The following is a 25,584-nucleotide window of genomic DNA, read 5'->3' as shown; positions in this document are numbered from 1 at the left end:
TTATAGGTATGGGTGCCGGTCAGGCGCCGCAAGCCGCCCGCATGTCGGCGGCCAGCGCCTCGACCGTCTGCGGCTGCAGGTCCCATGAACACATGAAACGGCAGCCGCCGGCGCCGATAAAGGTATAGAAGCGCCAGCCCCTGGCGCGCAGCGCCTCGATCGCGGGCAGCGGCAGCTCGGCGAACACGGCGTTGGACTGCGTCGGGAACATGATGCGAACGCCCGGAATATCGCTGATGCGCTGCTGCAGCAGCTGCGCCATCGCATTGGCATGGCGCGCGTTGGCGAGCCATACGTCGTTCTCGAGCAAACCCAGCCACGGCGCGGAGATAAAGCGCATCTTCGACGCCAGCTGCCCGGCCTGCTTGACGCGGTAGGCAAAGTCCTCGGCCAGGCGGCGGTCGAAAAACACCACCGCTTCGCCCACCGGCAGGCCGTTCTTGGTGCCGCCGAAGCACAGCACGTCGACGCCGGCGCGCCAGGTAATCTCGGACGGATGCACGCCCAGCGACGCCACCGCATTGGCAAAGCGCGCGCCATCCATATGCACGCGCAGCTGGCGGCGCTTGGCGATGGCAGCGATCGCGCGCACCTCTTCCACGCTGTAGACGGTGCCGACTTCGGTCGACTGCGTCAGCGACACCACCTTGGGCTTGGGGTAATGGATATCGGAGCGGCGCGTGACCAGCGCCTCGACCGCGTCAGGCGTGAGCTTGCCGTCAGCGCCGGGCGCGGTCAGCAGCTTGGAGCCGTTGGAGAAGAACTCCGGGCCGCCGCATTCATCGGTCTCGATATGCGCCAGCTCGTGGCAGATCACCGAGTGGTACGACTGGCACAGCGCCGACAGCGCCAGCGAGTTGGCCGCCGTGCCGTTGAACACGAAGAACACTTCGCAGTCGGTCTGGAACAGGTCGCGGATACGGTCGCAGACCTTCTGCGTCCAGGAATCGTCGCCGTAGGCCTGCTCATGGCCGCTGGCGTTGGCTTCCAGGAAATACTTGAGCGATTCCGGGCAGAAGCCGGCGTAGTTGTCAGAGGCGAAGTGCTGCATGGTGTTCAGTGTGGGGCTGAATGGAGCCTTACTTCTTGTCGGCCCACAGCTCGCCGCCGGTGGCCCAGTTCTCGCGCTTGATGTCGGTGATGATGATGTCGACGGCCGAGGCCGAGCAGCCCAGGGTCTCGCAGCTGACGCGCGTCACTTCCTCGACAAACTTGCGCTTCTGCTCGATGGTACGGCCTTCAAACATTTCGACGTGGAAAGTCGGCATGCAATGCTCCTTTGATGAATGTGGTTGAGTCGCGGCGGGAAATCGATCCCGCTCAGTCCCGGTATGAAGGATCGATTCTATCCAGTTTGCGCAGCAGCGCGGGCCACTCCATCACGCCTTCGACGGCGCCGTTGTCGTAGAGTTGCTCCGAGGTCTTGTCCGCCACGGCCGCGCCTGGCTGCACCAGCGCACCGCCCGCCTGTGCGGCAATCTGGACCTCGCAGGCCTTGATCAGCGTCGCCATCAGCACATAGGCCTCGGCCACGGTGCGGCCCACCGTCAGCGTGCCGTGGTTGCGCAACAGCATGGCGGGATGCCCACCCAGCGATGCGGTCAGCCGCGCGCCTTCGGCCGGGGTGAAGGCCAGGCCTTCGTAGTCGTGGTAGGCCATGCGGCCGTGGAAGCGCATCGCGTGCTGCGACAGCGGCAGCAGCCCGGCGGCCTGCGCCGATACGGCAATGCCGGCGGTGTTATGCAGGTGCATCACGCACATCGCGTCGGCGCGCGCCGCATGCACCGCGGCGTGCAGCGCAAAGCCGGTCACATTGACCGGATGCACGGTCGCGCCGACGACCTCGCCGCGGCCGTTGATCTTGACCAGGTCGCTGGCGCGGATCTCGTCGAAGGCAAAGCCGAAGGGGTTGATCAGGAAGTGGTCGGACTCGCCCGGCACCGTGGCGGAGATATGGGTGTAGATCAGGTCATCCCAGCCCTCGCGCGCGGCCAGGCGGTAGGCGGCGGCCAGGTCGACGCGCACACGCTGTTCTTCGGCGGAAACGGGCCGGATGGGGGCACCCGCGGCACGCGCGGGCTGCAAGGCAAAAGACATGGGGTCGCTCCTGCGCCGCCCGGTCTCGCGTGCCGGGTACGGCCCCGGCCTTCTGTGCCGCGCCACGGGGGCTGCACGCCAGGCGCGGCAGCCGCTCGCGTGGCGCGCCAGGCGGCAAAGGCAATACTTTAGCGCACCTTGCCGATCAGCTCCGGGCAGCCGCCAGCGGCCAGGCGCGGCCCATCCAGGCGAACACCAGCGCGCCGAGCAGCAGCGCCGCCGCCGCGCACGCCAGCGAGCCGGCAAAGCCGCCGGTGCGCGCCACCAGCGCGGTTGCCAGCGGCGGCCCGGCGATCTGGCCCAGGCCGTAGGACGCCGTCATCAGGCCCATCAGCCGCGCCGCTTGCGGCCCCCACAGGCGCCGCGCCTCGCGCATCGCAAACGCCACCAGCGCGGTGAACGGCAGCCCCGCCAGCAGGCTGCTGAGGGCAAAGCCGGCCACGGTCGGGAACACCACCGCGATCGCCACGCCCAGCGCCTGCATGCCGTACAGCAGCGTCAACAGCTTGCGGTTGTCGTGCGCCATGCCGACCCGCGTGACCAGGAACGCGCCCACCGTCACGCCCGCGCCGAAGATCGGCCAGAACAGGTCGGCCCAGACCGTGCCGGGCAGCGCCTCGCGCGCAATCACCGGCAGGAAGGTCGCGGTGATGATGTAGCCGAAGCCGGCCAGGCCGTAGGCAAAGGTCAGCGCCCAGGTCTGGGCATCGAGCCGCGCGGCGCCGGTGTCGGCTGCCGCCGGGGATGCCGACACCGGCGCCGTCATCGGCACAGCCGGCTGCGCGACGAAGATCCGCCAGACCGCCGCCACCAGCACCACCGCCAGCGCCGTGAACGCGAGCCAGCCATAGTCCGCATGCCAGCCCGCACCGACCATGCCGGATGCACCCAGCCCAGTGACCACGATGCCCAGCCCCGGCCCGCAGAAGATCAGCCCGGCGAGTTCCGGCTTGCCCAGTTCCGCCAACCGCTGCAGGCACCACCCCGCGGTGTAGACCATCACCACGGCGCTGGCCACGCCCGCGGCGGCGCGCCACAGCGACCATGCCGCCATGCCGCCCGGCAGGGCCATGCCCAGCGTCAGCAGCACCGTTGCGGCCAGGCCCCAGCGCACCATGCGCACCGCGTCGGGCCGGATGAACATGCACACTGCGGCGCCGGCGAAGTAGCCGATGTAGTTGACCGTGGCCAGCCAGCCGCCCTGATCCAGCGTGACGGTGCCGTCATGCAGCATCATCGGCAGCAGCGGCGTAAAGGCAAAGCGGCCGATGCCCATCACCACCGCCAGCGATACCAGGCCGGCCATGGCCACCGCCACCGCGCCGGCTTCGCGCCGTGCCGACGCCCGGGTGGCCACGCGCGCAGCGGCGGGGTGTTCAGGGTCGAGGCTGTGGGGGTTCGGCATGGCTGGAGGCTGGCGGGGCAGCGGTTGCATTGCGATGCCTGTATGCTACGCTGGCTTCATCATTCCAAAAAATGAATTATCAAGATGTCAGGCATCTTGATAAGAGATGAATAGCCTCAGGAGTCCCGCATGGACCTTGCCGCCCTCGAGATCTTCCGCGCCGTCGTCGAAGCCGGCGGCATCACCCGTGCGGCCGAGCGGCTGCACCGGGTGCAGTCCAATGTCACCACGCGCATCCGCCAGCTGGAGCAGTCGCTCGGGGTCGACCTGTTCGTGCGCGACGGCCGGCGCATGGTGCTGACGCCTTCCGGGCAGACCCTGTTCGACTATGCCTGCCGCATCCTCAGCATGACCGAAGAGGCACGCCAGGCGGTGCTGCCGGCGCGGCCGCACGGCCGGCTGCGCATTGCCTCGATGGAGAGCACCGCCGCCAGCCGCCTGCCCAATGTGCTGGCCGCGTACCACCAGGCCTGGCCCGCGGTGCAGCTGGAGCTGGTGACGCTGGCCACGCGCCAGGCGCTGGATGCGCTGGCGCGCTTCGAAGTCGAATGCGCCTTTGTCGCCGAGCCGCTGACCGACCCGGCACTGAGCGCCGTCCCGGTGTTCGAGGAAGAGCTGGTGGTGATCACGCGCGCCCGCCATCGCCCGGTGCGCACCGCGGCCGACCTGGAGGTGCCGACGCTGCTGGCGTTCGAGCCCGGCTGCAACTACCGCGCCCGGCTCGAGAACTGGTATGTGATCGGCGATGCGCCGACGCCGCGCGTGCTGCAGCTGAGCTCGTACCATGCCATCGTCGCCTGCGTCGCGGCCGGCATCGGCGCGGCGATCGTGCCGCGCTCGGTGCTGGGGCTGTACCGCGACCTGCCCGCCATCCGCCAGCACAGCCTGGGCGCGGCCGGCCGCGTGCGCACGCTGCTGGCCTGGCATCCGTCCATGGCCAGCGCGGCCTTGCATGCGCTGATCGACACGCTCACCGCCCACTCACCCGGCCCCTCGGCCAGGCCGGACCTGGCGGCGGCCTGAGCGCCCGGCGCGCGGGCCCGAGGCAGCCCGCGTGCAAGATGTGCCCGGTGGCCTACACTTGAAGTGGCGCCATCACGGCACCTTGCGTGCCCCGCCCCTCTCATGAAACCTGCCACCGCGCTGCTGCGGGCCCTTCGGCCGATGTCCGGCCGGCTGCTGGCCGGCCTGGCGCTGGCGTGCGGCGCCGTTGCCCTCGCCGGCCCAGGTGCCCGTGCGGCGCCGCCCTCCGGCGCCTCGGCGCCTGCCGCCACCGTCACGACCACGGCAACCGCGCCGGTCTACGTGATTCCGCTCAAGGGTGCGGTCAGCCCCGCCAGCGCCAGCTTTATCCTGCGCAGCATGGAACGCGCGCGCGCGGGCGGCGCCCAGCTGGTGGTGCTGGAAATGGACACCCCGGGCGGGCTGGACGCGTCCATGCGCGAGATCATCCAGGCCATCCTGGCCTCGCCGATACCGGTGGCCAGCTACGTCTATCCCGGCGGCGCGCGCGCGGCCAGTGCCGGCACCTACATCCTCTACGCCAGCCACATCGCGGCAATGGCGCCGGGCACCAACCTGGGCGCGGCCACCCCGGTGCAGGTCGGCATTGGCGGGCCGCAGAAGCCAGAGGCCCTGCCCGGCGCCAAGCCCGCCTCCACCCCCGCCAGCGAGCCAGCGCGGGCCGACGCGATGGAACGCAAGCAAATGCACGATGCTTCGGCCTATATCCGCGGCCTGGCCCAGCTGCGCGGACGCAATGCCGAGTGGGCCGAACGCGCGGTGCGCGAATCGGTCAGCCTGTCGGCCGACGAGGCCCTGGCCCAGCGCGTGGTCGACCTGGTCGCCCCCGACCTGCCCGCGCTGTTGCGCCAGGTTGAAGGCCGCACGATCACCGCTGCCGGTGGCAAGGCCGGCGTGCTGCACACCGCCAATGCGCCGGTGGTGACGCTGGAACCCGACTGGCGCAACCGCTTCCTGGCCGTGATCACCGAGCCCAGCGTGGCGCTGCTGCTGCTGATGATCGGCATCTACGGCCTGATCTTCGAATTCTCCACGCCGGGCATGGTAGTGCCCGGCATTGCCGGCGCGATCTGCCTGCTGGTGGCGCTGTTCGCGCTGCACATGCTGCCCGTGAACTACGCCGGGCTGGCGCTGGTGGCGCTGGGCATCGGCTGCATGGTGGCGGAGCTGTTCCTGCCGTCCTTCGGCGCGCTGGGCGTGGGCGGCATCATCGCCTTTGCCTTTGGCGCGGTGATGCTGATCGACACCGACGTGCCGGGCTTCGGCGTGCCGCTGCCGATGGTGGCGGCGATGTCAGCGCTGTCCGCGATTTTCGTGTTCGGCATGTCGGCGATGCTGGTGCGCTCGCGCAAGCGCCCGGTGGTCAGCGGTGCCGACACCCTGGTCGGCGCCCGCGGCGAAATGCTGGACGACCTGCGCGAGGAAGGCTGGGCCACGGTGCGCGGCGAGACCTGGCGCGTGCACAGCGCCAGCTCCTTGCCGCGCGGCACGCCGGTGGTCGTCACCGCGCGCAAGGGCCTGGTGCTCGAGGTGATCGCCGCCGGCAACGCCCCGCTTGTCCCGACAACTCCACCCCAACCGACGCCAGACAAGGGAGCCTGACCATGGCCTACGGATTCAGCTTCGGCGGTTTGATCTTCCTGCTGGCACTGCTGGTGATCACCTCGTTCCGCGTGCTGCGCGAATACGAACGCGGCGTGGTGTTCATGCTCGGACGCTTCTGGCGGGTCAAGGGCCCGGGCCTGGTGCTGCTGATCCCCGCCGTGCAGCAGATGGTCAGGGTGGACCTGCGCACGGTGGTGATGGACGTGCCGCCGCAGGATGTGATTTCGCGCGACAACGTCTCGGTGAAGGTCAATGCGGTGGTGTACTTCCGCGTGGTCGATCCGGAACGCGCCATCATCCAGGTGGCGAACTTCCTGGAAGCCACCAGCCAGCTGGCGCAGACCACGCTGCGCTCGGTGCTGGGCAAGCACGAGCTGGACGAGATGCTGGCCGAGCGCGAGAAGCTCAACCTCGACATCCAGCAGGCGCTGGACGCCCAGACCGACGCCTGGGGCATCAAGGTCTCGAACGTCGAGATCAAGCATGTCGACCTCAACGAAACCATGATCCGCGCGATTGCGCGGCAGGCCGAGGCCGAACGCGAGCGGCGCGCCAAGGTGATCCATGCCGAGGGCGAACTGCAGGCTTCGGAGAAACTGCTGGAAGCGGCACAGATGCTGGCGCGGCAGCCGCAGGCGATGCAGCTGCGCTACATGCAGACGCTGACGCAGATTGCGGGAGACAAGAGCTCGACGATCGTGTTTCCGTTGCCGATGGAGTTGCTGACGGTGCTGGGCAGCGGCAAGGGAACGCCGGAAAAATAAAAAGCAGAAAGGGCGCCGGGGCGCCCTTTCTGCTTCTGTGACAACGTCAGGCCCGACCTGCTGGTTTGCCCCCCTCTCCCGCACGCGGGAGAGGGGGGCAAACCAGCGGCGGCGCTACGCGAGTCAGATCTTGCCCGCCACCCACTCGCCGACACCAGCCAGCGCCTGCGGCAGCTTGGCCGGCTCGGTGCCGCCAGCCTGGGCCATGTCGGGACGGCCGCCACCCTTGCCGCCCACCTGCTGCGCGACAAAGTTGACCAGCTCGCCGGCCTTGACCTTGCCCGTGGCATCGGCGGTGACACCAGCGATCAGGCTGACCTTGCCGTCGGACACCGCACCCAGCACGATGGCCGCACTCTTCAGCTTGTCCTTGAGCTTGTCCATGGTCTCGCGCAGGGTCTTGACGTCGGCGCCGTCCAGTTGCGCGGCCAGCACCTTCAGGCCCTTGATGTCGACCGCCTGCGCGGCCAGCTCGTCGCCCTGCGAGGCGGCCAGCTTGCTCTTCAGGCGTTCCAGCTCCTTCTCCAGCGCGCGCACCTGGTCCTGCACCTGGCCGATGCGCGGCACCAGCTCCGACGGCTGGGCCTTCAGCACGGCGGCGGCTTCGTTCAGCCTGGCGTCCAGGCCCTGCAGGTAGTGCAGCGCGTTGTCGCCGGTAATGGCTTCCACGCGGCGGATGCCGGCGGCAACGCCGCCTTCCACCACGATCTTGAACAGGCCGATGTCGCCGGTGCGGTGCACGTGGGTGCCGCCGCACAGTTCCTTTGAGGTGCCGATCGACAGCACGCGCACGTCGTCGGCGTACTTCTCGCCGAACAGTGCCATCGCGCCGCTCTTGACCGCGTCGTCGAACGGCATGATCTCGGCATGCGTGTCGTCGTTGCGCAGGATCTCGGCATTGACGATCTCTTCCACGCGGCGGATCTGCTCGTCGGTCAGCGCCGCGTTGTGCGAGAAGTCGAAGCGGGTCTTGTCCGCATCCACCAGCGAGCCCTTCTGCTGCACGTGGCTGCCCAGCACTTCACGCAGGGCCTTGTGCATCAGGTGGGTGGCCGAGTGGTTGCGCACGGTGCGCGCACGGCGCTGCGCGTCGACCTGGGCCGACACGGCATCGCCCACCTTGAGTGCGCCGCCTTCCAGCGTGCCCTGGTGGCCGAACACGTCGGCCTGGATCTTGGTGGTGTCAGTCACGGCGAAGACGGCATTGCCTGCCTTCAGCACGCCCTGGTCGCCGGCCTGGCCGCCGGACTCGGCGTAGAACGGGGTGTTGTCGAGCACCACCACGCCGGTCTGGCCCGGCTGCATGGCGTTCACGGCGGCGCCGTCCACATACAGCGCGGTGACCCTGGCTTGCGGCAGTTCCAGCTTCTCGTAGCCGTGGAACACGGTCTTGTCGCCGGTGTACTCCAGGCCGGCGGCCATCTTGAACTTGCCGGCGGCGCGCGCCTGCTCGCGCTGGCGGTTCATGGCCGCGTCGAAGGCGGCCTCGTCCACGCCGATTTCCTGCTCGCGGCACACGTCCTGCGTCAGGTCCAGCGGGAAGCCGAAGGTGTCGTGCAGCTTGAACGCCAGTTCGCCGTCCAGCGTCTTGCCGCCCTTGAGCTTCAGGTCGGCCAGTGCGGCGTCAAGGATCGACATGCCGTTCTCGATGGTCTCGAAGAAGCGCTCTTCCTCGGCCTTCAGCACTTCGGTCACGCGCGACTGGGCTTCAGCCAGTTCGGGATAAGCCTGGCCCATCTGCTCGACCAGATCGGCCACCATCTTGTGGAAGAACGGGGTCTTCTGGCCCAGCTTGTAGCCATGGCGGATGGCGCGGCGGATGATCCGGCGCAGCACGTAGCCGCGGCCTTCGTTGCCGGGGATCACGCCGTCGACGATCAGAAACGAGCACGCGCGGATATGGTCGGCGATGACCTTGAGCGAGTTCTGGTTCAGGTTGTCGATATGGGTTTCACGCGCGGCGGCCTTGATCAGCGCCTGGAACAGGTCGATCTCATAGTTGCTGTGCACGTGCTGCAGCACCGCGGCAATGCGCTCCAGGCCCATGCCGGTGTCCACGCACGGCTTGGGCAGCGGCGTCATATTGCCCTGCTCGTCGCGGTTGAACTGCATGAACACCAGGTTCCACACCTCGATGTAGCGGTCGCCGTCTTCCTCGGGCGATCCCGGCGGGCCGCCCCACACGTCCGGGCCGTGGTCGTAGAAGATTTCCGAGCACGGGCCGCACGGGCCGGTGTCGGCCATCTGCCAGAAGTTGTCCGAGGCGTAGCGCGCGCCCTTGTTGTCGCCGATGCGCACGATACGCTCGGCGGGCACGCCCACTTCCTTGGCCCAGATGTCGTAGGCCTCGTCGTCTTCCGCGTAGACCGTCACCCACAGCTTCTCGGCCGGCAGCTGGTAGGTCTTGGTCAGCAGTTCCCACGCGTACAGGATGGCATCGCGCTTGAAGTAGTCGCCAAACGAGAAGTTGCCCAGCATCTCGAAGAACGTATGGTGGCGCGCGGTGTAGCCCACGTTCTCGAGGTCATTGTGCTTGCCGCCGGCGCGCACCGAGCGCTGCGCCGAGGTGGCGCGGGTGTACGGGCGCTTGTCGGTGCCCAGGAACACGTCCTTGAACTGCACCATGCCGGAGTTGGTGAACAGCAGCGTCGGGTCGTTCGCCGGCACCAGGCTGGACGAGCGGACCACGGTATGGCCCTTCGATTCGAAGAACTGCAGGAACTTGCTGCGAATGTCTGAGACTTTCATGGGATGGCGGACGCTTGCCCTGGCGTGGCCGGGCGCGACGAATCAGTATTGGATTTGCAAACCGTTGATTATACGGGCAAGGCAGCCTGCCGGGCACGTCAGGCATGGCGCCGGGGAGCCGGCCGGCTATCGCCCAAATCCCATCGCCACAAGCGCCTTATAAAGCACCCAAAGCCGCACCGGCGATTTGCCGGTGGTACATTGCAGGCAACCCGTGCTGGCCCCTGCTTGCAGGGGCGCGCCGCCCCCTCGCCGTTGCGACCGATCCCCCGCCTTACCCACTGCATTGACTACCGCCATGGGAGCTTTAAGCCATCTCCGCGTCCTCGACCTGACCCGCGTCCTTGCCGGGCCGTGGTGCGCCCAGAACCTTGCCGATTTCGGCGCCGACGTGATCAAGATCGAGCGCCCCGGCGCCGGCGACGATACCCGCACCTGGGGCCCGCCCTGGCTCAAGGACGAGGACGGCCGCGACACCGCCGAAGCCGCCTACTACCTGGCCGCCAACCGCAACAAGCGCTCCGTGACCTGCGACATCAGCACGCCGGAAGGTCAGCAGATCGTGCGCGAGCTGGCGGCGCAGAGCGACGTGGTGCTGGAGAACTACAAGGTAGGCCAGCTCAGGAAGTACGGCCTGGACTATGAGTCGCTCAGGCAGGTCAAGCCCGACCTGATCTACTGCTCGGTCACCGGCTTCGGCCAGACCGGGCCGTACGCCGCGCGCCCGGGCTATGACTTCATCATCCAGGGCATGGGCGGCTTCATGAGCCTGACCGGCGAGCGCGACGACCTGCCCGGCGGCGGCCCGCAGAAGGCCGGCGTGGCCATTTCCGACCTGATGACCGGCCAGTACGCCACCATCGCCGTGCTGGCGGCGCTGGCGCACCGCGACCGCACCGGCGAGGGCCAGTACATCGACATGGCCCTGCTGGACGTGCAGGTGGCGATGCTGGCCAACATGAACACCAACTACCTGGCCAGCGGCCAGGCGCCGCGCCGCTGGGGCAATGCGCACCCCAATATCGTCCCCTACCAGACCTTCCAGGCCGCCGATGGCTGGATCATCGTGGCGGTGGGCAACGACGGGCAGTTCCGCAAGTTCGTCACCGACGGCGGCAAGCCCGAGCTGGCCGACGACCCGCGCTTTGCCACCAACCCGCAGCGCGTGGCCAACCGCGACGTGCTGGTGCCGATCCTGGCCGAGATGGTGCGCCCGCGCACCCGCGCCCAGTGGATCCGCGACCTGGAGGCCGCCGGCGTGCCGTGCGGCCCGATCAACACCCTCGACGACGTGTTCGAGGACGACCAGGTCAAGGCGCGCGGCCTGCGCGTGGACCTGCCCCACCCCAGCGCCGGCGAGGTCAGGCTGGTGGGCAGCCCGATCAAGATGAGCGCCACGCCGCCGCAGGCACTGCGCCACCCGCCGCTGCTGGGCGAGCACACCGACACGGTGCTGGCCGAGACGCTGGGCTACGGCCCTGAGCAGATCGAAGCGCTGCGTGCAAAGGGTGTGCTGTAAGATTCTCCTCCTGCCGGCGGGCGGCCCTGGTGCCCCGCCGGTGCCTTCCCGAAGCAGTTCAGTCCCCACTGAAGCAAAGGCAAAGGAGAATCCATGCTGACCGACGCCATACTGTCCTTCCTGCATTTCCTTGCGATCTTCGTCCTGATCACCCTGATGGCCGCCGAGGCCGTGGTGCTGCGCCCGGAAATCACGCCGGCCGCGGTGCGGCGCCTGTCGCTGTACGACCTGTTCTATTTCCTGTCGGCGATGGTGGTGCTGGGCACCGGCCTGCTGCGCCTGTTCTACGGCGCCAAGGGCGCCGACTTCTACCTGCACAACCCGTGGTTCCATGCCAAGGTGGGCGTGTTCGTGCTGATCGCGCTGTGCTCGCTGCCGCCGACCTTCGCCATCGCGCGCTGGCGCAAGCAGGCGCGCCGGCTGCCGGATTACGTGCCGCCGCCGTCCGAGTTGAAGGCCGCCCGCCGCTGGGTGATGATCGAAGCCCACCTGGTGATCCTGCTGCCGCTGTGCGCGGTCATGATGGCGCGGGGCATCGGCGCCAGATAAGAATCCCAATCCCCTGAAGTCCGAAACATGCTGAAGAAACTGCTTGCCGCCGCGCTGACCGCGGCCCTGCTGCCCGCCGCCGCCGTGGCGGCCACCAATGCCTACCCGACCAAGCCGGTCCGCTTCGTGGTGCCCTACCCCGCCGGCGGCCCGCTCGACACCGTCGCGCGCGCCATCGGCGAGAAGCTGCGCGACAGCCTGGGCCAGCCGGTGGTGGTCGAGAACAAGCCCGGCGCGGGCGGCAACCTGGGCGCGGACTACGTCGCCAAGCAGCCGGCCGACGGCTACACCATCGTCATGGGCGCGGTGGCCACGCACGCCATCAACCCGACGCTGTTCAGCAAGATGCCGTACGACCCGGTCAAGGACTTCGCGCCGATCACGCTGGTGGCCGACGTCCCCAACGTGCTGGTGATGCACCCGGGCAAGGCCGCCGACCTGCATATCAACAATGTGCGCGACCTGGTCGCGTACGCGCGCAAGAATCCGGGCAAGCTGGATTACGCCTCGGGCGGCAACGGCAGCGCCGGCCACCTGTCGGGCGAGCTGTTCAAGAGCATGGCGAAGGTCAGCATGGTCCATATCCCGTACAACGGCGCCGCACCGGCGCAGCTGTCGGTGCTGTCGGGCCAGACCGACCTGATCTTCGACAACCTGGCTTCGGCCTCGGCCAATATCAAGGCGGGCAAGCTGAAGGCCTTTGCGGTCACCACCGCCAGCCGCGCCGCGGCCTTCCCGGAACTGCCGACCATCGCGGAAGCCGGCAAGGGGCTGGGCCTGGAAGGCTTCGACATCTCGACGTGGTTCGGCGTGTTCGCGCCGGCCAACACCCCGCGCGAGATCGTCGAGCGGCTTAACCATGAGATCGTGGCAATCCTGAAGACCGACGAGATGAAGGCACGCCTGGCCCGCATCGGCGCACAGCCGGCACCGACCACGCCCGAGCAGTTCGCGGCGCTGATCCAGCGCGAGCTGAAGAAATACGCGCAGATCGTGAAGGTATCCGGGGCGAAGGTGGATTGAAAACAAGGCGGCCATGGCCGCCTTTTTTGTCATTACTCCGCCTCGGCGCCCTCCCCGCCCCGCTCTGCCCCTTCCTTGCGCCGGCGCGGCCATAGCCGCCCGCCCGAATCCCCGTCCAGCCGCGGCAGCAGCAACCCCACCTGCAGGATCTGCGCGCCTTCCATGCGCGTCACCGTCAGCGGCAGGCCGGCGATCGCGACGCTGTCGCCCTCCACCGGCGGCGAGGTGAAGGCCCGCTGCATGGCAGACTCAAGCGTCAGCGGCTCCTCTTCCGGGGTCAGCGCGCGCGTGCCGTACAGTGCCGCGACGTCGCGCAGCAGCGCATCGCCCGACAACAGGAAATCATGCGAGGCCTGCTCCCAGGTAGGCGCGCGGCCCGGTGCCTGGAACAGCGCCGACAGCATCGGCAGGGTCGTCACCGGCGCCAGCACCGAGACGCTGTCGCCGGCGCGCAGCACGGTCTGATCCAGCGCCGCCAGCGCATCGTCGCGCGCCACCGTCAGCAGCCGGCAGCGCGGCGGCAGCTCCAGCTGGTCGGCGCGCACGTTCTCCACGGGCGCATTGGGCCCCACCTCGAACTGCATCACCTCCAGGATCGGCGCGCGCGTGCCGCGCAGGCGCGAACGCGCCAGCGGCTCGGGGTAGCCGGGGCGCCGCACGCGCGCCAGGCGCGCCGCCACCGACACCGTGGTGCCCTGGAACAGCAGGCTGGCCAGCACCACGGCAAAGGCGATCCGGAACAGCAGCCCCGATTGCGGCACCTCGCGCAGCAGCGGAAACAGCGCCAGTACGATCGGCACCGCGCCGCGCAGGCCCATCCAGGCGATAAAGCCGGTCTCGCGCGCATTGAAGCGGAACGGCAGCAGCGCCAGCCACACCGCCACCGGCCGCGCCACCAGCATCAGGAAGGCCGCCACCGCCACCGCCGGACCGGCCACCTCCCAGATCCGGTGCGGCGACACCAGCAGGCCCAGCAGCAGGAACATGGCCGACTGCGCCAGCCAGGCCATGCCGTCCATGGCGCGCATGGTGTCCGGCGTCACCGCGCGCTCGCGGTTACCGATCAGCATGCCGGTCAGGTACACCGCCAGGAAACCGCTGCCGCCGGCGCTCTGCACCAGCGCGAACACCATGGCGCCGCCCGAGCACAGCAGGATCGCCTGCAGCCCTTCGGCCACGCGGATGCGCTCCAGCACGCGGGCCAGGCAATAGCCGAGCGCCAGGCCGAGCACGCCGCCCACGCCGAACTGCACCAGCAGCCGCGTGACCAGGCCCAGCGGCGTCAGGCCGTCAGGCGCGGTCAGCCATTCGATCAGCGTCAGGGTCAGGAAGATCGCCATCGGGTCGTTGATGCCGGACTCGATCTCGAGCACGCTCGCCACCCGCTCCTTCAGCCGGATGCCGCTGCTATTGAGCATCGAGAACACCGCGGCCGCGTCGGTCGAGCCGACGATGGCACCAAGCAGCAGCCCGAGCCTCCAGTCGATGCCCAGCAGCCACGCGGCGAACACGCCGACCAGCGCTGCCGTCACCAGCACCCCCACGGTCGCCAGCGACAGCGAAGGCTTCAGCGCCACCCGGAAGGTGGCAAAGCGCGTGCGCAGCCCGCCATCGAGCAGGATCACCGCCAGCGCCAGGTTGCCGACCAGGAAGCTGAGCCAGGTATCGGAGAAACGGATGCCGCCCGGCCCGTCCACGCCGGCCAGCATGCCCACGGCCAGGAAGACCAGCAGGAACGGCACGCCCAGGCGTGCCGAGAAAGCCCCCAGCACGATGCCCAGCGACATCACGACGGCGCCGATCAGAATGATGTGGTCAATGCTCTCCAAACCGCTCCTCGCGTTGCGTAGTGGTTCCTTGCGGAACCTTTCAAACCTTTCAGCGGCGGGTAGCGCCGCACGGCGCACGACCGCCCCGGATGATAGCGCAGCGACTGGCGCCACGGCCCGCCAACCCGCTCCCAGCTTGGCTTGGCGGCACTTTTAAACGCTCTTTCACTAGGGGATACCCTCAGCATGACCCTGTTTGCAGACATCTGAAAGGTAGCTGAAAGGTCGCCCCCTTAACTTCCACCCTGCCCGTAGGAGAGCTCCCGCAAACTGCCGCATTGATGCATCGCAACAAAGGCAGAGGAAGGGAGCCCTCCTGAGATTTCAAGCAGTCTTATCGAGGAGATTCACTTTGCGCATACGTAGCCAAAAGGACTTCGCCTCCGGCCTGATGTTCATCCTGGTCGGATTCGGCTTTTCCTGGGTCGCGCGCGGTTATTCCATGGGAACCGCCGCAAAAATGGGACCGGGATACTTCCCGTTCTGGCTCGGCATCGTGCTCGCCCTGCTGGGCGTGCTGGTGCTGTGGGGCTCGTTGTCTTCCAAGTCGGAAGAAGACAACCTGGCCCGCTGGGACATCAAGACGCTCTTGTGGATCCTCGGTTCGGTGGTGCTGTTCGGCCTGCTGCTCAAGCCGCTGGGCATGGTGCTGTCGGTGCTGGTGCTGGTGCTGGTGTCGTCGATGGCCAGCCATGAATTCAGCTGGAAGGGTGCCATCCTCAACGCCATCATCCTGGTGCTGATCAGCCTGGGCGCGTTCGTGTACGGCATCAACCTGCAGATGCCGGTGTGGCCGGCTTTCCTGGCAAGCTAAGGAGGCCGCCAACATGGAACTACTCGCCAACCTGGGTCTGGGCTTCTCCACCGCCCTGACCTTCCAGAACCTCGCGTACGCCTTCCTGGGCTGCGTGCTGGGAACCCTGATCGGCGTGCTGCCGGGCCTGGGGCCGCTGGCCACCATCGCCATGCTGCTGCCGGTGACCTACACGCTGCCCCCGGTGGCCGCGCTGATCATGCTGGCCGGTATCTACTACGGCGCCCAGTACGGCGGTTCGACCACCGCCATCCTGGTGAACCTGCCTGGTGAATCATCCTCGGTGGTGACAACCATCGACGGCTACCAGATGGCAAGGCGAGGACGAGCGGGGGTGGCGCTGGCCACAGCCGGGCTGGGCTCGTTCTTCGCCGGCTGCGTCGCCACCATGATCCTGGCCGCCTTTGCCGCGCCGCTGTCGGAACTGGCGTTCAAGTTCGGCCCCGCCGAATACTTCTCGCTGATGGTGCTGGGCCTGATCGGCGCCGTGGTGCTGGCTTCGGGTTCGCTGGTCAAGGCCATCGCCATGATCGTGCTGGGCCTGCTGCTGGGCCTGGTCGGCACCGACGTGAACTCGGGCGCCGCGCGCTTCTCGTTCGACGTGCCGGAACTGACCGATGGCCTGAACTTCGTCTCGGTGGCAATGGGTATCTTCGGCTTTGCTGAAATCATCGCCAACCTGGAGCAGAAGGAACACCGCGAAACCTTTACCGACCACATCACCAACCTGTTCCCGACCAAGGAAGACTTCAAGCGCATGATCCCGGCGGTGTTGCGTGGCACGCTGCTGGGCTCGGCACTGGGCATCCTGCCGGGCGGCGGTGCATCGCTGGCTTCGTTTGCTGCCTACTCGCTGGAGAAGAAGACTTCCAGGTATCCGCAGGAATTCGGCAAGGGTGCGATCGAAGGCGTGGCGGGTCCGGAATCGGCCAACAATGCGGCTTCGCAGACCTCCTTCATCCCGCTGCTGACGCTGGGCATTCCGCCCAACGCGGTGATGGCGCTGATGGTGGGTGCGATGACCATCCACAACATCCAGCCCGGCCCGCAGGTGATGACCAGCAACCCGGCGCTGTTCTGGGGCCTGATCGCCTCGATGTGGATCGGCAACCTGATGCTGATCGTGCTGAACTTGCCGCTGATCGGCATCTGGGTGAAGCTGCTGAAGGTGCCTTACCGCTACCTGTACCCGGCCATCCTGACGTTCTGCTGCATCGGCGTGTACTCGGTCCAGAACACCACCTTCGACGTGTTCCAGACCGCGGCCTTCGGCGTGGTGGGCTACCTGTTCATCAAGCTCAAGTGCGAACCCGCGCCGCTGCTGCTCGGCTTCGTGCTGGGGCCGATGATGGAAGAGAACTTCCGCCGCTCGCTGCTGCTGTCGCGTGGTGACTTCAGCGTGTTCGTGACGCGCCCGCTGTCGCTGGGCCTGCTGATCGCCGCTGGCGTGCTGGTGCTGATCGTGGCGATGCCGTCGATCAAGGCCAAGCGCGAGGAAGCGTTCCAGGAAGAATAAGCAGGGAATATCGCCGGCCCCGGGGCCGGCGGCACAACACACTAAGGGCACCGCAAGGTGCCCTTTTTTTGTGCTTGCCGGCTACGTCCTGGCTCGGCCCCACCGCCACCCGACCCCCGACGACCTATATTGATAGGACTCGGACAACGGTCGCGCTGCGCGCGTCGGAGGTTGAAATCATGACCATGTCTACCACGCTGGCGAGATGCCTGAGCAAGAAGCAAAGCCAGTTCGACACCGTCCGGCACCCCTACAGCCTCAGCAGCATGGCCACTGCGCAGGCCGCACACATTCCCGGAGACCGACTGGCCAAGACCGTCCTGCTGGAAGACAGCAGCGGCTACGTCGCTGCCGTGATTCCTTCGACTCACCACCTGAAACTGTCGGAGATCTGCGAGCAGACCGGCCGCAAGCTGTCGCTGGCGCATGAGGATGGCGTGCGCGAAGTGTTCCGCGACTGCGACCACGGCGCGCTCCCGCCGGTCGGCATGGCGTACGGCACGCAGACCTGGCTCGACGACAGCCTGCTGACGCATCCCGACGTCTACTTCGAGGCGGGCGACCACCAGGAACTGGTGCACATGAGCACCGGGCAGTTCCTCGACCTGATGGCCGATGCGCGGCGCGGGCATTTTGCGCACAGGATCATGTAGGCGGGGGCATGCCCTGGCAGGCCACGCGGCCGGCGCTTGCCGGCCGCTTGTCATTGTGTCGGCGACGCGTCCACTGCGCCGCTCACACCCGGGTTGAGAAAGCCCCGTCAGGGAGGACGGCCCTGACGGGGCCACGCGACCGTTCAGGCAACGTCGAACCGGTCGAGGTTCATCACCTTGGCCCAGGCGGCGACGAAGTCACGGACAAACTTCTCCTGTCCGTCCTCGCTTGCGTAGACCTCGCAAAGGGCCCGGAGCTGGGAATTCGAACCAAACACCAGGTCGACGCGGGTGCCGGTCCACTTCTTCGCACCGGTCTTGGCGTCACGCCCCTCGAACACGTCCCGGGCCTCCGAGAGCGGCTTCCATTCCGTACGCATGTCGAGCAGGTTGCGGAAGAAATCGTTGCTCAGCGTTTCCGGACGGTCGGTGAAGACGCCGTGCGCATCCTGCCCGGTATGCACGTTCAGGACGCGCAGTCCGCCAATGAGCACCGTCATCTCGGGAGCAGTCAGGGTCAGCAATTGCGCCTTGTCGATCAGCAGGTCCTCCGCCCGGATGTTGTACTTCCCCTTCAGGAAGTTGCGGAAGCCATCTGCAATCGGCTCGAGCGCCCCGACGGATTGCACGTCGGTCTGTTCCTGCGAGGCGTCCATGCGGCCCGGCGTAAACGGCACGGTCACCCGATGGCCGGCCTTCTGCGCCGCCTGCTCGATCCCCGCGCCACCGGCCAGCACGATCAGGTCGGCAAGCGAGATCTTCTTGCCGCCGGACTGTGCGCCGTTGAACTCGGCCTGGATCCCTTCGAGCACCTTCAGCACCTTCGCCAGTTGCTCGGGTTCATTGGCTGCCCAGTCCTTCTGCGGGGCCAGGCGGATACGCGCGCCATTGGCGCCGCCGCGCTTGTCCGAGCCGCGGAAGGTGGATGCCGAGGCCCAGGCGGTCTGCACCAGTTGCGAGACCGGCAGCCCTGACGCCAGGATCTTCTGCTTGAGCGCGGCGACGTCCTGCTCGTTGACCAGCGGATGATCGACCGCCGGGATCGGATCCTGCCAGAGCAGCTCTTCGGCCGGCACTTCCGGTCCGAGGTAGCGGGCGCGCGGGCCCATGTCACGGTGGATCAGCTTGAACCAGGCGCGGGCAAAGGCATCGGCGAGCTGGTCAGGATGCTCCAGGAAGCGCCGCGAGATCTTCTCGTAGGCCGGGTCGAAACGCAGCGACAGATCCGTGGTCAGCATCGTCGGCCGCAGCTTCTTCGCAGGATCGTAAGCGTGCGGGATGGTTTCCGCGGCATCCTTGGCAACCCACTGGTTGGCACCGGCGGGGCTCTTGGTCAGCTCCCATTCGTGGCCAAACAGGTTCTCCAGATAGCTATTGCCCCACTTCGTCGGTGTATTGCTCCAGGTCACCTCCAGGCCGCTGGTGATGGTGTCGGCGCCCTTGCCGGTGCCAAAGGTGCTCGCCCATCCCAGGCCCTGGCGTTCGAGATCGGCGCCCTCGGGCTCGGGCCCGATGTTGTCCGCGGGACCGGCACCGTGGGTCTTGCCGAAGGCATGCCCGCCGGCGATCAGCGCGACGGTCTCCTCGTCGTCCATGGCCATGCGCCCGAACGATTCGCGGATGTCGTGGGCCGCGGCAAGCGGGTCCGGATTGCCGTCGGGGCCTTCCGGGTTCACGTAGATCAGGCCCATCTGCACGGCGGCCAGCGGGTTCTCCAGGTTGCGCCCGGAGTCGGTGCGGCTGGTCTCGGTGCCATGCAACGCCTCGTCGGCCACGACCACGCCTTCATCCTTGCCGGCAGCACCCTTGCCATAACGCAGGTCACCGCCCAGCCAGGTCTTTTCCTTGCCCCAGGAAACATCCGCATCCGGTTCCCAGGTGTCTTCCCGGCCACCGCCGAAGCCGAACGTCTTGAAGCCCATGGTCTCGAGCGCGACGTTGCCGGCCAGGATCATCAGGTCGGCCCAGGAGATCTTCTGGCCGTACTTCTGCTTGATCGGCCATAGCAGTCGGCGCGCCTTGTCCAGGCTGGCGTTGTCCGGCCAGCTGTTGAGCGGTGCGAAACGCTGCTGGCCGCGCCCTGCACCACCGCGGCCATCGCCAATGCGGTATGTGCCCGCGCTGTGCCAGGCCATGCGGATAAACAGCGGGCCGTAGTGGCCGAAGTCCGCCGGCCACCAGTCCTGCGAGTCAGTCATCAGCGCGGCCAGGTCCTTCTTCACTGCTGCGAAGTCGAGACTCTTGAAGGCCTTGGCATAGTTGAAGTCGCCGCCCAACGGGTTGGACTTGCTGGAATGCTGGCTCAGCAGGTCCAGACGCAGTTGATTCGGCCACCAGTCACGATTCGTCGTGCCGCCGCCGGCGGCATGGCTGAACGGACACTTTGTTTCGTTAGACATACGTTTCTCCATGTAGGGACGTACTGAACACGCCTGCAGCGATGGCGTCAAAGGTCGGGCAATCAGCGGACGCGCGAGGGCGTGCGCCAACGCAGGAGTCGTGGCGCCCATGGCGAGTCGGGCCGCGTCAGCGGCCGTCCGCAACCGAAATATATGCAATAGGGATCTTCAGGAGAACGTGTTTCTGACTATCCGCGCGATAGGACTTGGTTATGGCACGGCGACAGCTAGGCGCCGAACAGCTCGCTGCAGGCCGCCCGTACTGCCGCGGTCACCTTCCCGCGCCCGTGGTCGCGCCGTTCCAGCATGCCGATGTGACGCATCACCGGCTCGCCGTTGACCAGCAGCGGCAGGATGCGCAGCGCCTCGTCGTCGCGCCAGCGCGCGCGGCGCAGCAGCGGCACCACGGTCACGCCGACCTCCTGCCGCACCAGTTCCACCAGCGCCTCGATCGCGTTCAGCTCCAGGAACTCGTTGACCTTCAGGTGCGCGCGGCGCAGCGCGCGCTCGACCAGCACGCCGGTGCGCTGGCTGCGGTCGAAGCGCAGGTAGGGATTGGTGGCGAGCGCCTCGCGTGCGTCGCGGCCCGGGCTGCCGCGTGCCGCGATCGCCACCAGCGGCTCCTGGTACAGCGGCGTCCAGCGCAGCGTGCCGGGCACGCGCGCGGCGCCCTCGACCAGGATGGCGGCATCCAGCTCGCCGGCCTCGACCTGCGCCGCCAGCTCGATCGACTTGGCGCCGACCAGGCGCACGTCGAGCGCAGGATAAGTGCGCTTCATATGCGCCACCGCATGTGACAGCCCTCCCATCACCGACACCACCGCACCCACCGCCACCGCACCCGCCATGGCTTCGTCCGAGGCCAGCGGCAGGCGCATCTCTTCATACAGCGCCAGCATGCGCCGCGCCTGCGGCAGCAGCGCGCGGCCGTCGGCATTGAGCACGGCCACGCGGCCGTTGCGGTCGAACAGCTCGCGGCGCAATTCGGTCTCCAGCGCGCGCATCTGCAGGCTGACGGCGGCCTGGGTCAGCGCCACCTGGCCGGCAGCGGCGGCAAAGGAGCCGTGCTCGGCCACGGCAACGAAGGTACGGAGGAAGCGGACAGTGCTCATCGGTGCACAGAAGGGAAGAGTCAGGCATATGCCGGCAAGGGCTGATCCTTAAGATTTCCTTGTGACATTGGAAAGAAATATTAGCTTTCTTTGTGACCGGCAGCACGGAATAATGAAGGCCGGCTCATGAATCGGGGCCAATCGCCTGACACCGGAGACAAGAATGAAATCCTGGCTGCGCCGCTTCGGCATCGGCCTTGGCTGCGGGCTTTGCCTGGCCGCCACGCCCGCACTGGCCGATACCTATCCCAGCAAGCCGATCCGCCTGATCGTGCCCTTCCCGGCCAGCGGCGCGACCGACCTGCTGGCACGCGCCATCGCGCAGAAGGTGGGCGCCAACCTGGGCCAGCAGATCGTGGTCGACAACCGCCCCGGCGCCGGCGGCGCGATCGGCTCGGACATGGCCGCCAAGGCCGCTCCCGATGGCTATACGCTGCTGATCGCCACCACCAGCACGCACTCGATCGGGCCGTATATCAACACCCGCCTGCCATACAACACCGAGACCGACTTCACCCCGGTCAGCCAGGTCGCGATCGCCACCAACCTGCTGGTGGTGCCGAACAGCCTGCCGGCGAAAAACGTGCGCGAGCTGATCGACTACGCCAAGAAGCATCCCGGCGAGCTGAACTACGCCTCCAGCGGCAACGGCACCGTGGTGCACCTGACCGCCGAGGCCTTCAAGGCGCAGGCGGGCGTGTTCATCACCCACATCCCCTACCGCGGCACCGCGCTGGCCGTGCCGGACCTGATCTCGGGCAAGGTGCAGGTGCTGTTCGACAGCATCGTGTCGGGCCTGCCGCATGTGAAGGACGGCAAGCTCAAGGCACTGGCAGTGACCAGCGCCAAGCGCTCGCCGCTGGCACCGGAAATCCCCACCGCGAGTGAGTCGGGCCTGCCCGGCTTCGAGTCCGACACCTGGTTCGGCATCTATGGCCCCAAGGGCCTGCCGGCGGATATCGTCAACCGCCTGAATGCCGAGTTCAACAAGGCCATCCAGTCGCCCGAGGTCAAGGAACGCCTGGGCAAGCTGGGCGCCGAGCCGGTCGGCGGCACGCCGGCGCAGTTCGCCGCGATGGTGAAGAAGGACAGCGCGCGCTGGGGCAAGCTGATCAAGGATCGCAAGATCACGGCAGAATAAGGGCCGCAGAATTTGCGCTACGGGCGCACCGAGCACAAGGACACAGACAAGCATGCAGAACTTCAACTGGACCAACCCCTACCCCTCCGTGCGCATCCCGCTGTTTGCGCGCAACGTGGTTTCCACCTCGCACCCGCTGGCTGCGCAAGCCGGACTGCGCATGCTGCTCAAGGGCGGCAATGCGGTCGATGCCGCCATCGCCGCGGCCGCCGCGATCACCATCGTCGAGCCGGTGTCGTGCGGCCTGGGCAGCGATGCCTTTGCCATCCTGTGGGACGGCAAGGAACTGCACGGCCTGAACTCGTCGGGCGTGGCCCCGGCGGCGTGGAGCCCGGAATACTTCAAGAACAAGTACGGCACCGATGCCAACGGCCTGGCCAACCGCCCGATCCGCGGCTGGGACTCGGTCACCGTGCCCGGCGTGGTCGCCGGCTGGGCCGCGCTGCATGAGCGCTTCGGCAAGCTGCCGTTCGCCGACCTGATGGAGCCGGCGATCGAGATCGCCGAGCGCGGCTATGCCGTGCCGCCGGTGGTGGCACACAAGTGGGCCGCCGCGGTGCCTGAACTGAAGGACCAGCCCGGCTATGCCGAGACCTTCATGCCCAATGGCCGCGCACCCGCGGTGGGCGAGAAGTTCACCATGAAGGCTGCCGCCGAAACCCTGCGCAAGATCGGCGCGACCCGTGGCCGCGCTTACTATGAAGGCGAGATCGCCGAGCAGATTGCCGCCTTCAGCCAGCAGTGCGGCGGCGCCATGACGCTCGATGACCTGCGCAACTACCGCCCCGACTGGGTCAAGCCGATCAGCAAGTCCTACCGCGGCTACGAGCTGCACGAGATCCCGCCCAACGGCCAGGGCATCGCCGCGCTGATCGCGCTGGGCATCCTGGACCAGTTCGACATGGCTTCGATCCCGGTGGACTCGGTCGATTCTCAGCACCTGCAGATCGAGGCAATGAAGCTGGCCTTTGCCGACCTCTACCGCTACGTGGCCGACCCGCGCAGCATGGAAGTCACGCCGGAGGAAATGCTCGATGACGCCTACCTGAAGTCACGCGCGAAGCTGATCGACATGCAGCGCGCCACGCATTTCGACTTCGGCATGCCCAAGGTGGGCGGCACCATCTACCTGACCGCCGCCGACGAGAACGGCATGATGATCTCGTTCATCCAGTCCAACTACATGGGCTTCGGCTCGGGCGTGGTGGTGCCGGGCACCGGCATCAGCCTGCAGAACCGCGGCGTGGGCTTCTCGATGGACCCGAAGTCGGCCAACGTGGTCGCGGGCGGCAAGCGTCCGTTCCACACAATCATCCCGGCCTTCCTGACCAGGGACGGCCAGCCGGTGATGAGCTTCGGCGTGATGGGCGGCGACATGCAGCCGCAGGGCCACCTGCAGACCGTGGTGCGCATGCTGGATTACAACCAGCAGCCACAGGCCGCGTGCTGCGCGCCGCGCTGGAAGGTCAACCGCGACTTCACGCTGGATGTGGAAAGCACCATGGACCCGGCCACGGTCGCGGGCCTGAAGGCGCGCGGCCACCAGCTCAAGTCGGTGGACGATCCGTACATGGACTTCGGCTCGGGCCAGTTCATCTGGCGCCTGTCGGAGGACGCCGAGCACGGCTATGTCGCGGCCAGCGACAGCCGGCGCGATGGCCAGGCAGTGGGGTTCTGAGCCGGCTGACTCAGTGCCCTCGCCAGCGATACGCCCGGGTCCGCCCGGGCGTTTTTCATGGCACGGCACAACTGTCCGCAACTGGCCCGCCGGCGATCGGCCCAACTGTGCATGGCGTGTCCGCCCCCGCTCCGTACACTGGTGATCAACCAGCCTCCGGAGCCCCCCGCGCCATGACCACCTACGCCTTCCGCCTGCTCAACGTCTTTGCCGAAGCCACCTTCGGTGGCAATCCGCTATGCGTGTTCGAGGATGCGCGCGGTATGGACGAGGCCACCATGCAGGCACTGGCGCTGCAGTTCAACCTGTCGGAAACCACCTTTATCCTGCCGTCGGAACGTGCCAGCGCGCGGGTGCGCATCTTCACGCCGGGCTATGAAATGCGCTTCGCCGGCCATCCGACGCTGGGCACCGCGCACGCTGTGCGCGACCTGGCCGGAACCGGCGACGCGCTGACGCTGGAGTTCGCGGCGGGCGTGGTGCCGGTGACCGCGCAGGGCGATGTCTGGACCTTCACCGCCCCCCACAGCGGCAAGCCGAAGACCGCGCCGGCGGGCCTGTCCGATGCCGACATCGCCAGCCTGCTCGGCCTGCGGGAACACGACCTGCTGGTGTCGCCGATGTGGGTCGACACGGGCGCCGACCAGCTGCTGGTGGCAGTGCGCGGCACCGATGCCGTGCGCCGCGCCAACCCCGACAGCGCGCGCCTGCAGATCTGGCCGCAGAGCAGCCTGGGCCGCAAGACCGTCTACGTCTTTGCTTTCGACCCGGAGCAGCCCGGCCGCGTGCTGTCGCGCTACTTCTTCACCAAGCAAGGCGGCGGCGTGGCCGAGGACCCGGGCACGGGTTCGGCCTGCGCCAACCTCGGCGGCTGGCTGCTGGCCACCGGCCACGCGCTGCCGGCCGAGTATGCGATCGACCAGGGCGAGGCCGTTGGCCGCCCCTGCCGGCTGCGCCTGAAGGCCGATGCCGAAGGCACCATCCGCGTGGGCGGCCGCGTGCTGGAGATCGGCCGGGGTACCGTGACCGTGTAACGGCATCTGCGCTACATTGACGGTTTCGCCTCCCGCCGACCCACGCCCCGCCTGCCATGACCTCGCACGCCATCACCACGCTGGCCGAACTGGAAGCGCTCTACGCGCAACCGGCGGCCCCGTCGCTGTCCAAGGAAGTCGACTACCTGCACCCGCACTACCGCGCCTTTATCGAGGCGGCGCCCTTCTGCCTGCTGTCGACGGTGGGCGAGGACCGGGCTGAATGCTCGCCGCGCGGCGATGCGCCGGGCTTTGTGCAGGTGCTGGACGAACACACGCTGCTGCTGCCCGACCGGCGCGGCAACAACCGCATCGACAGCCTGCGCAATATCGTTGCCGATCCGCGCGTGGGGCTGCTGTTCGTGATCCCCGGCATCAACGAGACCATCCGCGTCAACGGCACCGCGCAGATCAGCGTCGACCCGGCGCTGGTCGCGCGCTGCTTGGCCGACGGCAAGGCCCCGACCACGGTGCTGGTGGTCACGGTGCAGTCAGTGTTCTTCCAGTGCGCCCGCGCGCTGATCCGCTCGCGGCTGTGGGCAGCGGATGCGCAGGTGGCGCGCCAGTCGCTGCCCAGCAACGGCGAGATCCTGGCCACGCTGAGCGACAACGCCATCGACGGCGCCGCCTACGACCGTGACCTGCCCGAGCGGCAGCGCACCACGCTCTACTAAC

General features: G+C 67.7%; 21 protein-coding genes. 13 read left to right on the top strand and 8 right to left on the bottom strand.

The features are described from left to right. Positions 1-19: 19 nt before the first annotated feature. The 4 genes from I6H87_RS12035 to I6H87_RS12020 form a co-directional block, all read right to left on the bottom strand. Positions 20-1,051 (bottom strand): threonine aldolase family protein, encoded by a 1,032-nt coding sequence (locus tag I6H87_RS12035; protein ID WP_010813671.1) that lies wholly within the window; start codon positions 1,049-1,051, stop codon positions 20-22. Between the two features lie 28 nt (positions 1,052-1,079). Then, on the bottom strand, positions 1,080-1,268 hold the full coding sequence (locus tag I6H87_RS12030; RefSeq protein WP_010813672.1) for a 4-oxalocrotonate tautomerase: 189 nt from the start codon (positions 1,266-1,268) through the stop codon (positions 1,080-1,082). A gap of 52 nt (positions 1,269-1,320) precedes the next feature. Further along, on the bottom strand, positions 1,321-2,097 hold the full coding sequence (locus I6H87_RS12025) for a class II aldolase/adducin family protein (RefSeq protein ID WP_010813673.1): 777 nt from the start codon (positions 2,095-2,097) through the stop codon (positions 1,321-1,323). A 145-nt stretch (positions 2,098-2,242) separates the two neighbouring features. Beyond that, a complete protein-coding gene (locus I6H87_RS12020) occupies positions 2,243-3,502 on the bottom strand; it encodes a YbfB/YjiJ family MFS transporter (protein ID WP_041687474.1) in 1,260 nt (419 codons plus the stop codon). Between the two features lie 129 nt (positions 3,503-3,631). Between I6H87_RS12020 and I6H87_RS12015 the strand changes: the two genes are divergently transcribed. From I6H87_RS12015 to I6H87_RS12005, 3 genes are all read left to right on the top strand, one after another. Beyond that, on the top strand, positions 3,632-4,525 hold the full coding sequence (locus I6H87_RS12015) for a LysR family transcriptional regulator (protein WP_010813675.1): 894 nt from the start codon (positions 3,632-3,634) through the stop codon (positions 4,523-4,525). 102 nt (positions 4,526-4,627) lie between these two features. Further along, the gene (locus I6H87_RS12010) at positions 4,628-6,127 is read left to right on the top strand and encodes an NfeD family protein (RefSeq protein ID WP_413227074.1); all 1,500 of its coding nucleotides are present in this window, start codon (positions 4,628-4,630) and stop codon (positions 6,125-6,127) included. A 2-nt stretch (positions 6,128-6,129) separates the two neighbouring features. Continuing rightward, on the top strand, positions 6,130-6,894 hold the full coding sequence (locus tag I6H87_RS12005; RefSeq protein ID WP_041687478.1) for a slipin family protein: 765 nt from the start codon (positions 6,130-6,132) through the stop codon (positions 6,892-6,894). A 123-nt stretch (positions 6,895-7,017) separates the two neighbouring features. On the opposite strand, the gene alaS is transcribed toward I6H87_RS12005, so the two are convergent. Continuing rightward, positions 7,018-9,642 carry an alanine--tRNA ligase gene (alaS, locus tag I6H87_RS12000; protein ID WP_011615822.1) on the bottom strand — a complete coding sequence of 875 codons (2,625 nt, stop codon included), beginning with the start codon at positions 9,640-9,642 and terminating at the stop codon, positions 7,018-7,020. 298 nt (positions 9,643-9,940) lie between these two features. On the opposite strand from alaS, the gene I6H87_RS11995 reads away from it, so the two are divergent. The 3 genes from I6H87_RS11995 to I6H87_RS11985 all read left to right on the top strand — a co-directional run bounded on the left by I6H87_RS11995 (position 9,941) and on the right by I6H87_RS11985 (position 12,733). Beyond that, positions 9,941-11,161, top strand: a complete 1,221-nt coding sequence (locus I6H87_RS11995; RefSeq protein ID WP_011615823.1) for a CaiB/BaiF CoA transferase family protein — start codon at positions 9,941-9,943, stop codon at positions 11,159-11,161. 93 nt (positions 11,162-11,254) lie between these two features. Beyond that, complete coding sequence (locus I6H87_RS11990; RefSeq protein ID WP_011615824.1) at positions 11,255-11,710, top strand: DUF2214 family protein; 456 nt, start codon at positions 11,255-11,257, stop codon at positions 11,708-11,710. A gap of 27 nt (positions 11,711-11,737) precedes the next feature. After that, positions 11,738-12,733 carry a Bug family tripartite tricarboxylate transporter substrate binding protein gene (locus I6H87_RS11985; protein WP_010813681.1) on the top strand — a complete coding sequence of 332 codons (996 nt, stop codon included), beginning with the start codon at positions 11,738-11,740 and terminating at the stop codon, positions 12,731-12,733. 32 nt (positions 12,734-12,765) lie between these two features. Here the strand turns inward: I6H87_RS11985 and I6H87_RS11980 are convergent, their stop codons facing one another. Then, positions 12,766-14,562: a potassium/proton antiporter gene (locus I6H87_RS11980; RefSeq protein ID WP_011615825.1), complete on the bottom strand. Its 1,797-nt coding sequence runs from the start codon at positions 14,560-14,562 to the stop codon at positions 12,766-12,768. A gap of 352 nt (positions 14,563-14,914) precedes the next feature. Here I6H87_RS11980 and I6H87_RS11975 point away from each other — a divergent pair, with 352 nt between their 5' ends. From I6H87_RS11975 to I6H87_RS11965, 3 genes are all read left to right on the top strand, one after another. Then, on the top strand, positions 14,915-15,376 hold the full coding sequence (locus tag I6H87_RS11975) for a tripartite tricarboxylate transporter TctB family protein (protein ID WP_010813683.1): 462 nt from the start codon (positions 14,915-14,917) through the stop codon (positions 15,374-15,376). Positions 15,377-15,389: 13 nt separating this feature from the next. After that, positions 15,390-16,892 carry a tripartite tricarboxylate transporter permease gene (locus tag I6H87_RS11970; protein ID WP_011615826.1) on the top strand — a complete coding sequence of 501 codons (1,503 nt, stop codon included), beginning with the start codon at positions 15,390-15,392 and terminating at the stop codon, positions 16,890-16,892. Positions 16,893-17,071: 179 nt separating this feature from the next. Then, positions 17,072-17,545, top strand: coding sequence for an aminoacyl-tRNA deacylase (locus I6H87_RS11965; protein WP_010813685.1), 474 nt, complete (start codon positions 17,072-17,074; stop codon positions 17,543-17,545). Positions 17,546-17,688: 143 nt separating this feature from the next. On the opposite strand, the gene katG is transcribed toward I6H87_RS11965, so the two are convergent. Together katG and I6H87_RS11955 are read right to left on the bottom strand one after the other, a co-directional pair. After that, complete coding sequence (gene katG, locus I6H87_RS11960; protein ID WP_011615827.1) at positions 17,689-19,944, bottom strand: catalase/peroxidase HPI; 2,256 nt, start codon at positions 19,942-19,944, stop codon at positions 17,689-17,691. Between the two features lie 227 nt (positions 19,945-20,171). Next, positions 20,172-21,056: a LysR substrate-binding domain-containing protein gene (locus I6H87_RS11955; protein ID WP_010813687.1), complete on the bottom strand. Its 885-nt coding sequence runs from the start codon at positions 21,054-21,056 to the stop codon at positions 20,172-20,174. A gap of 163 nt (positions 21,057-21,219) precedes the next feature. Between I6H87_RS11955 and I6H87_RS11950 the strand changes: the two genes are divergently transcribed. The 4 genes from I6H87_RS11950 to I6H87_RS11935 all read left to right on the top strand — a co-directional run bounded on the left by I6H87_RS11950 (position 21,220) and on the right by I6H87_RS11935 (position 25,583). After that, a complete protein-coding gene (locus I6H87_RS11950) occupies positions 21,220-22,197 on the top strand; it encodes a Bug family tripartite tricarboxylate transporter substrate binding protein (RefSeq protein ID WP_010813688.1) in 978 nt (325 codons plus the stop codon). A 52-nt stretch (positions 22,198-22,249) separates the two neighbouring features. After that, positions 22,250-23,875: a gamma-glutamyltransferase gene (ggt, locus tag I6H87_RS11945; RefSeq protein ID WP_011615828.1), complete on the top strand. Its 1,626-nt coding sequence runs from the start codon at positions 22,250-22,252 to the stop codon at positions 23,873-23,875. A 173-nt stretch (positions 23,876-24,048) separates the two neighbouring features. After that, positions 24,049-24,909, top strand: a complete 861-nt coding sequence (locus I6H87_RS11940; RefSeq protein ID WP_011615829.1) for a PhzF family phenazine biosynthesis protein — start codon at positions 24,049-24,051, stop codon at positions 24,907-24,909. 56 nt (positions 24,910-24,965) lie between these two features. Continuing rightward, positions 24,966-25,583, top strand: a complete 618-nt coding sequence (locus tag I6H87_RS11935; RefSeq protein ID WP_010813691.1) for a pyridoxamine 5'-phosphate oxidase family protein — start codon at positions 24,966-24,968, stop codon at positions 25,581-25,583. Position 25,584 lies beyond the last annotated feature (1 nt).

Source organism: Cupriavidus necator, from assembly GCF_016127575.1.
GTDB classification, from domain to species: domain Bacteria; phylum Pseudomonadota; class Gammaproteobacteria; order Burkholderiales; family Burkholderiaceae; genus Cupriavidus; species Cupriavidus necator_D.
Note: the sequence above shows the minus strand (reverse complement) of the source record. Positions and strands in the feature narration are given on the sequence as shown.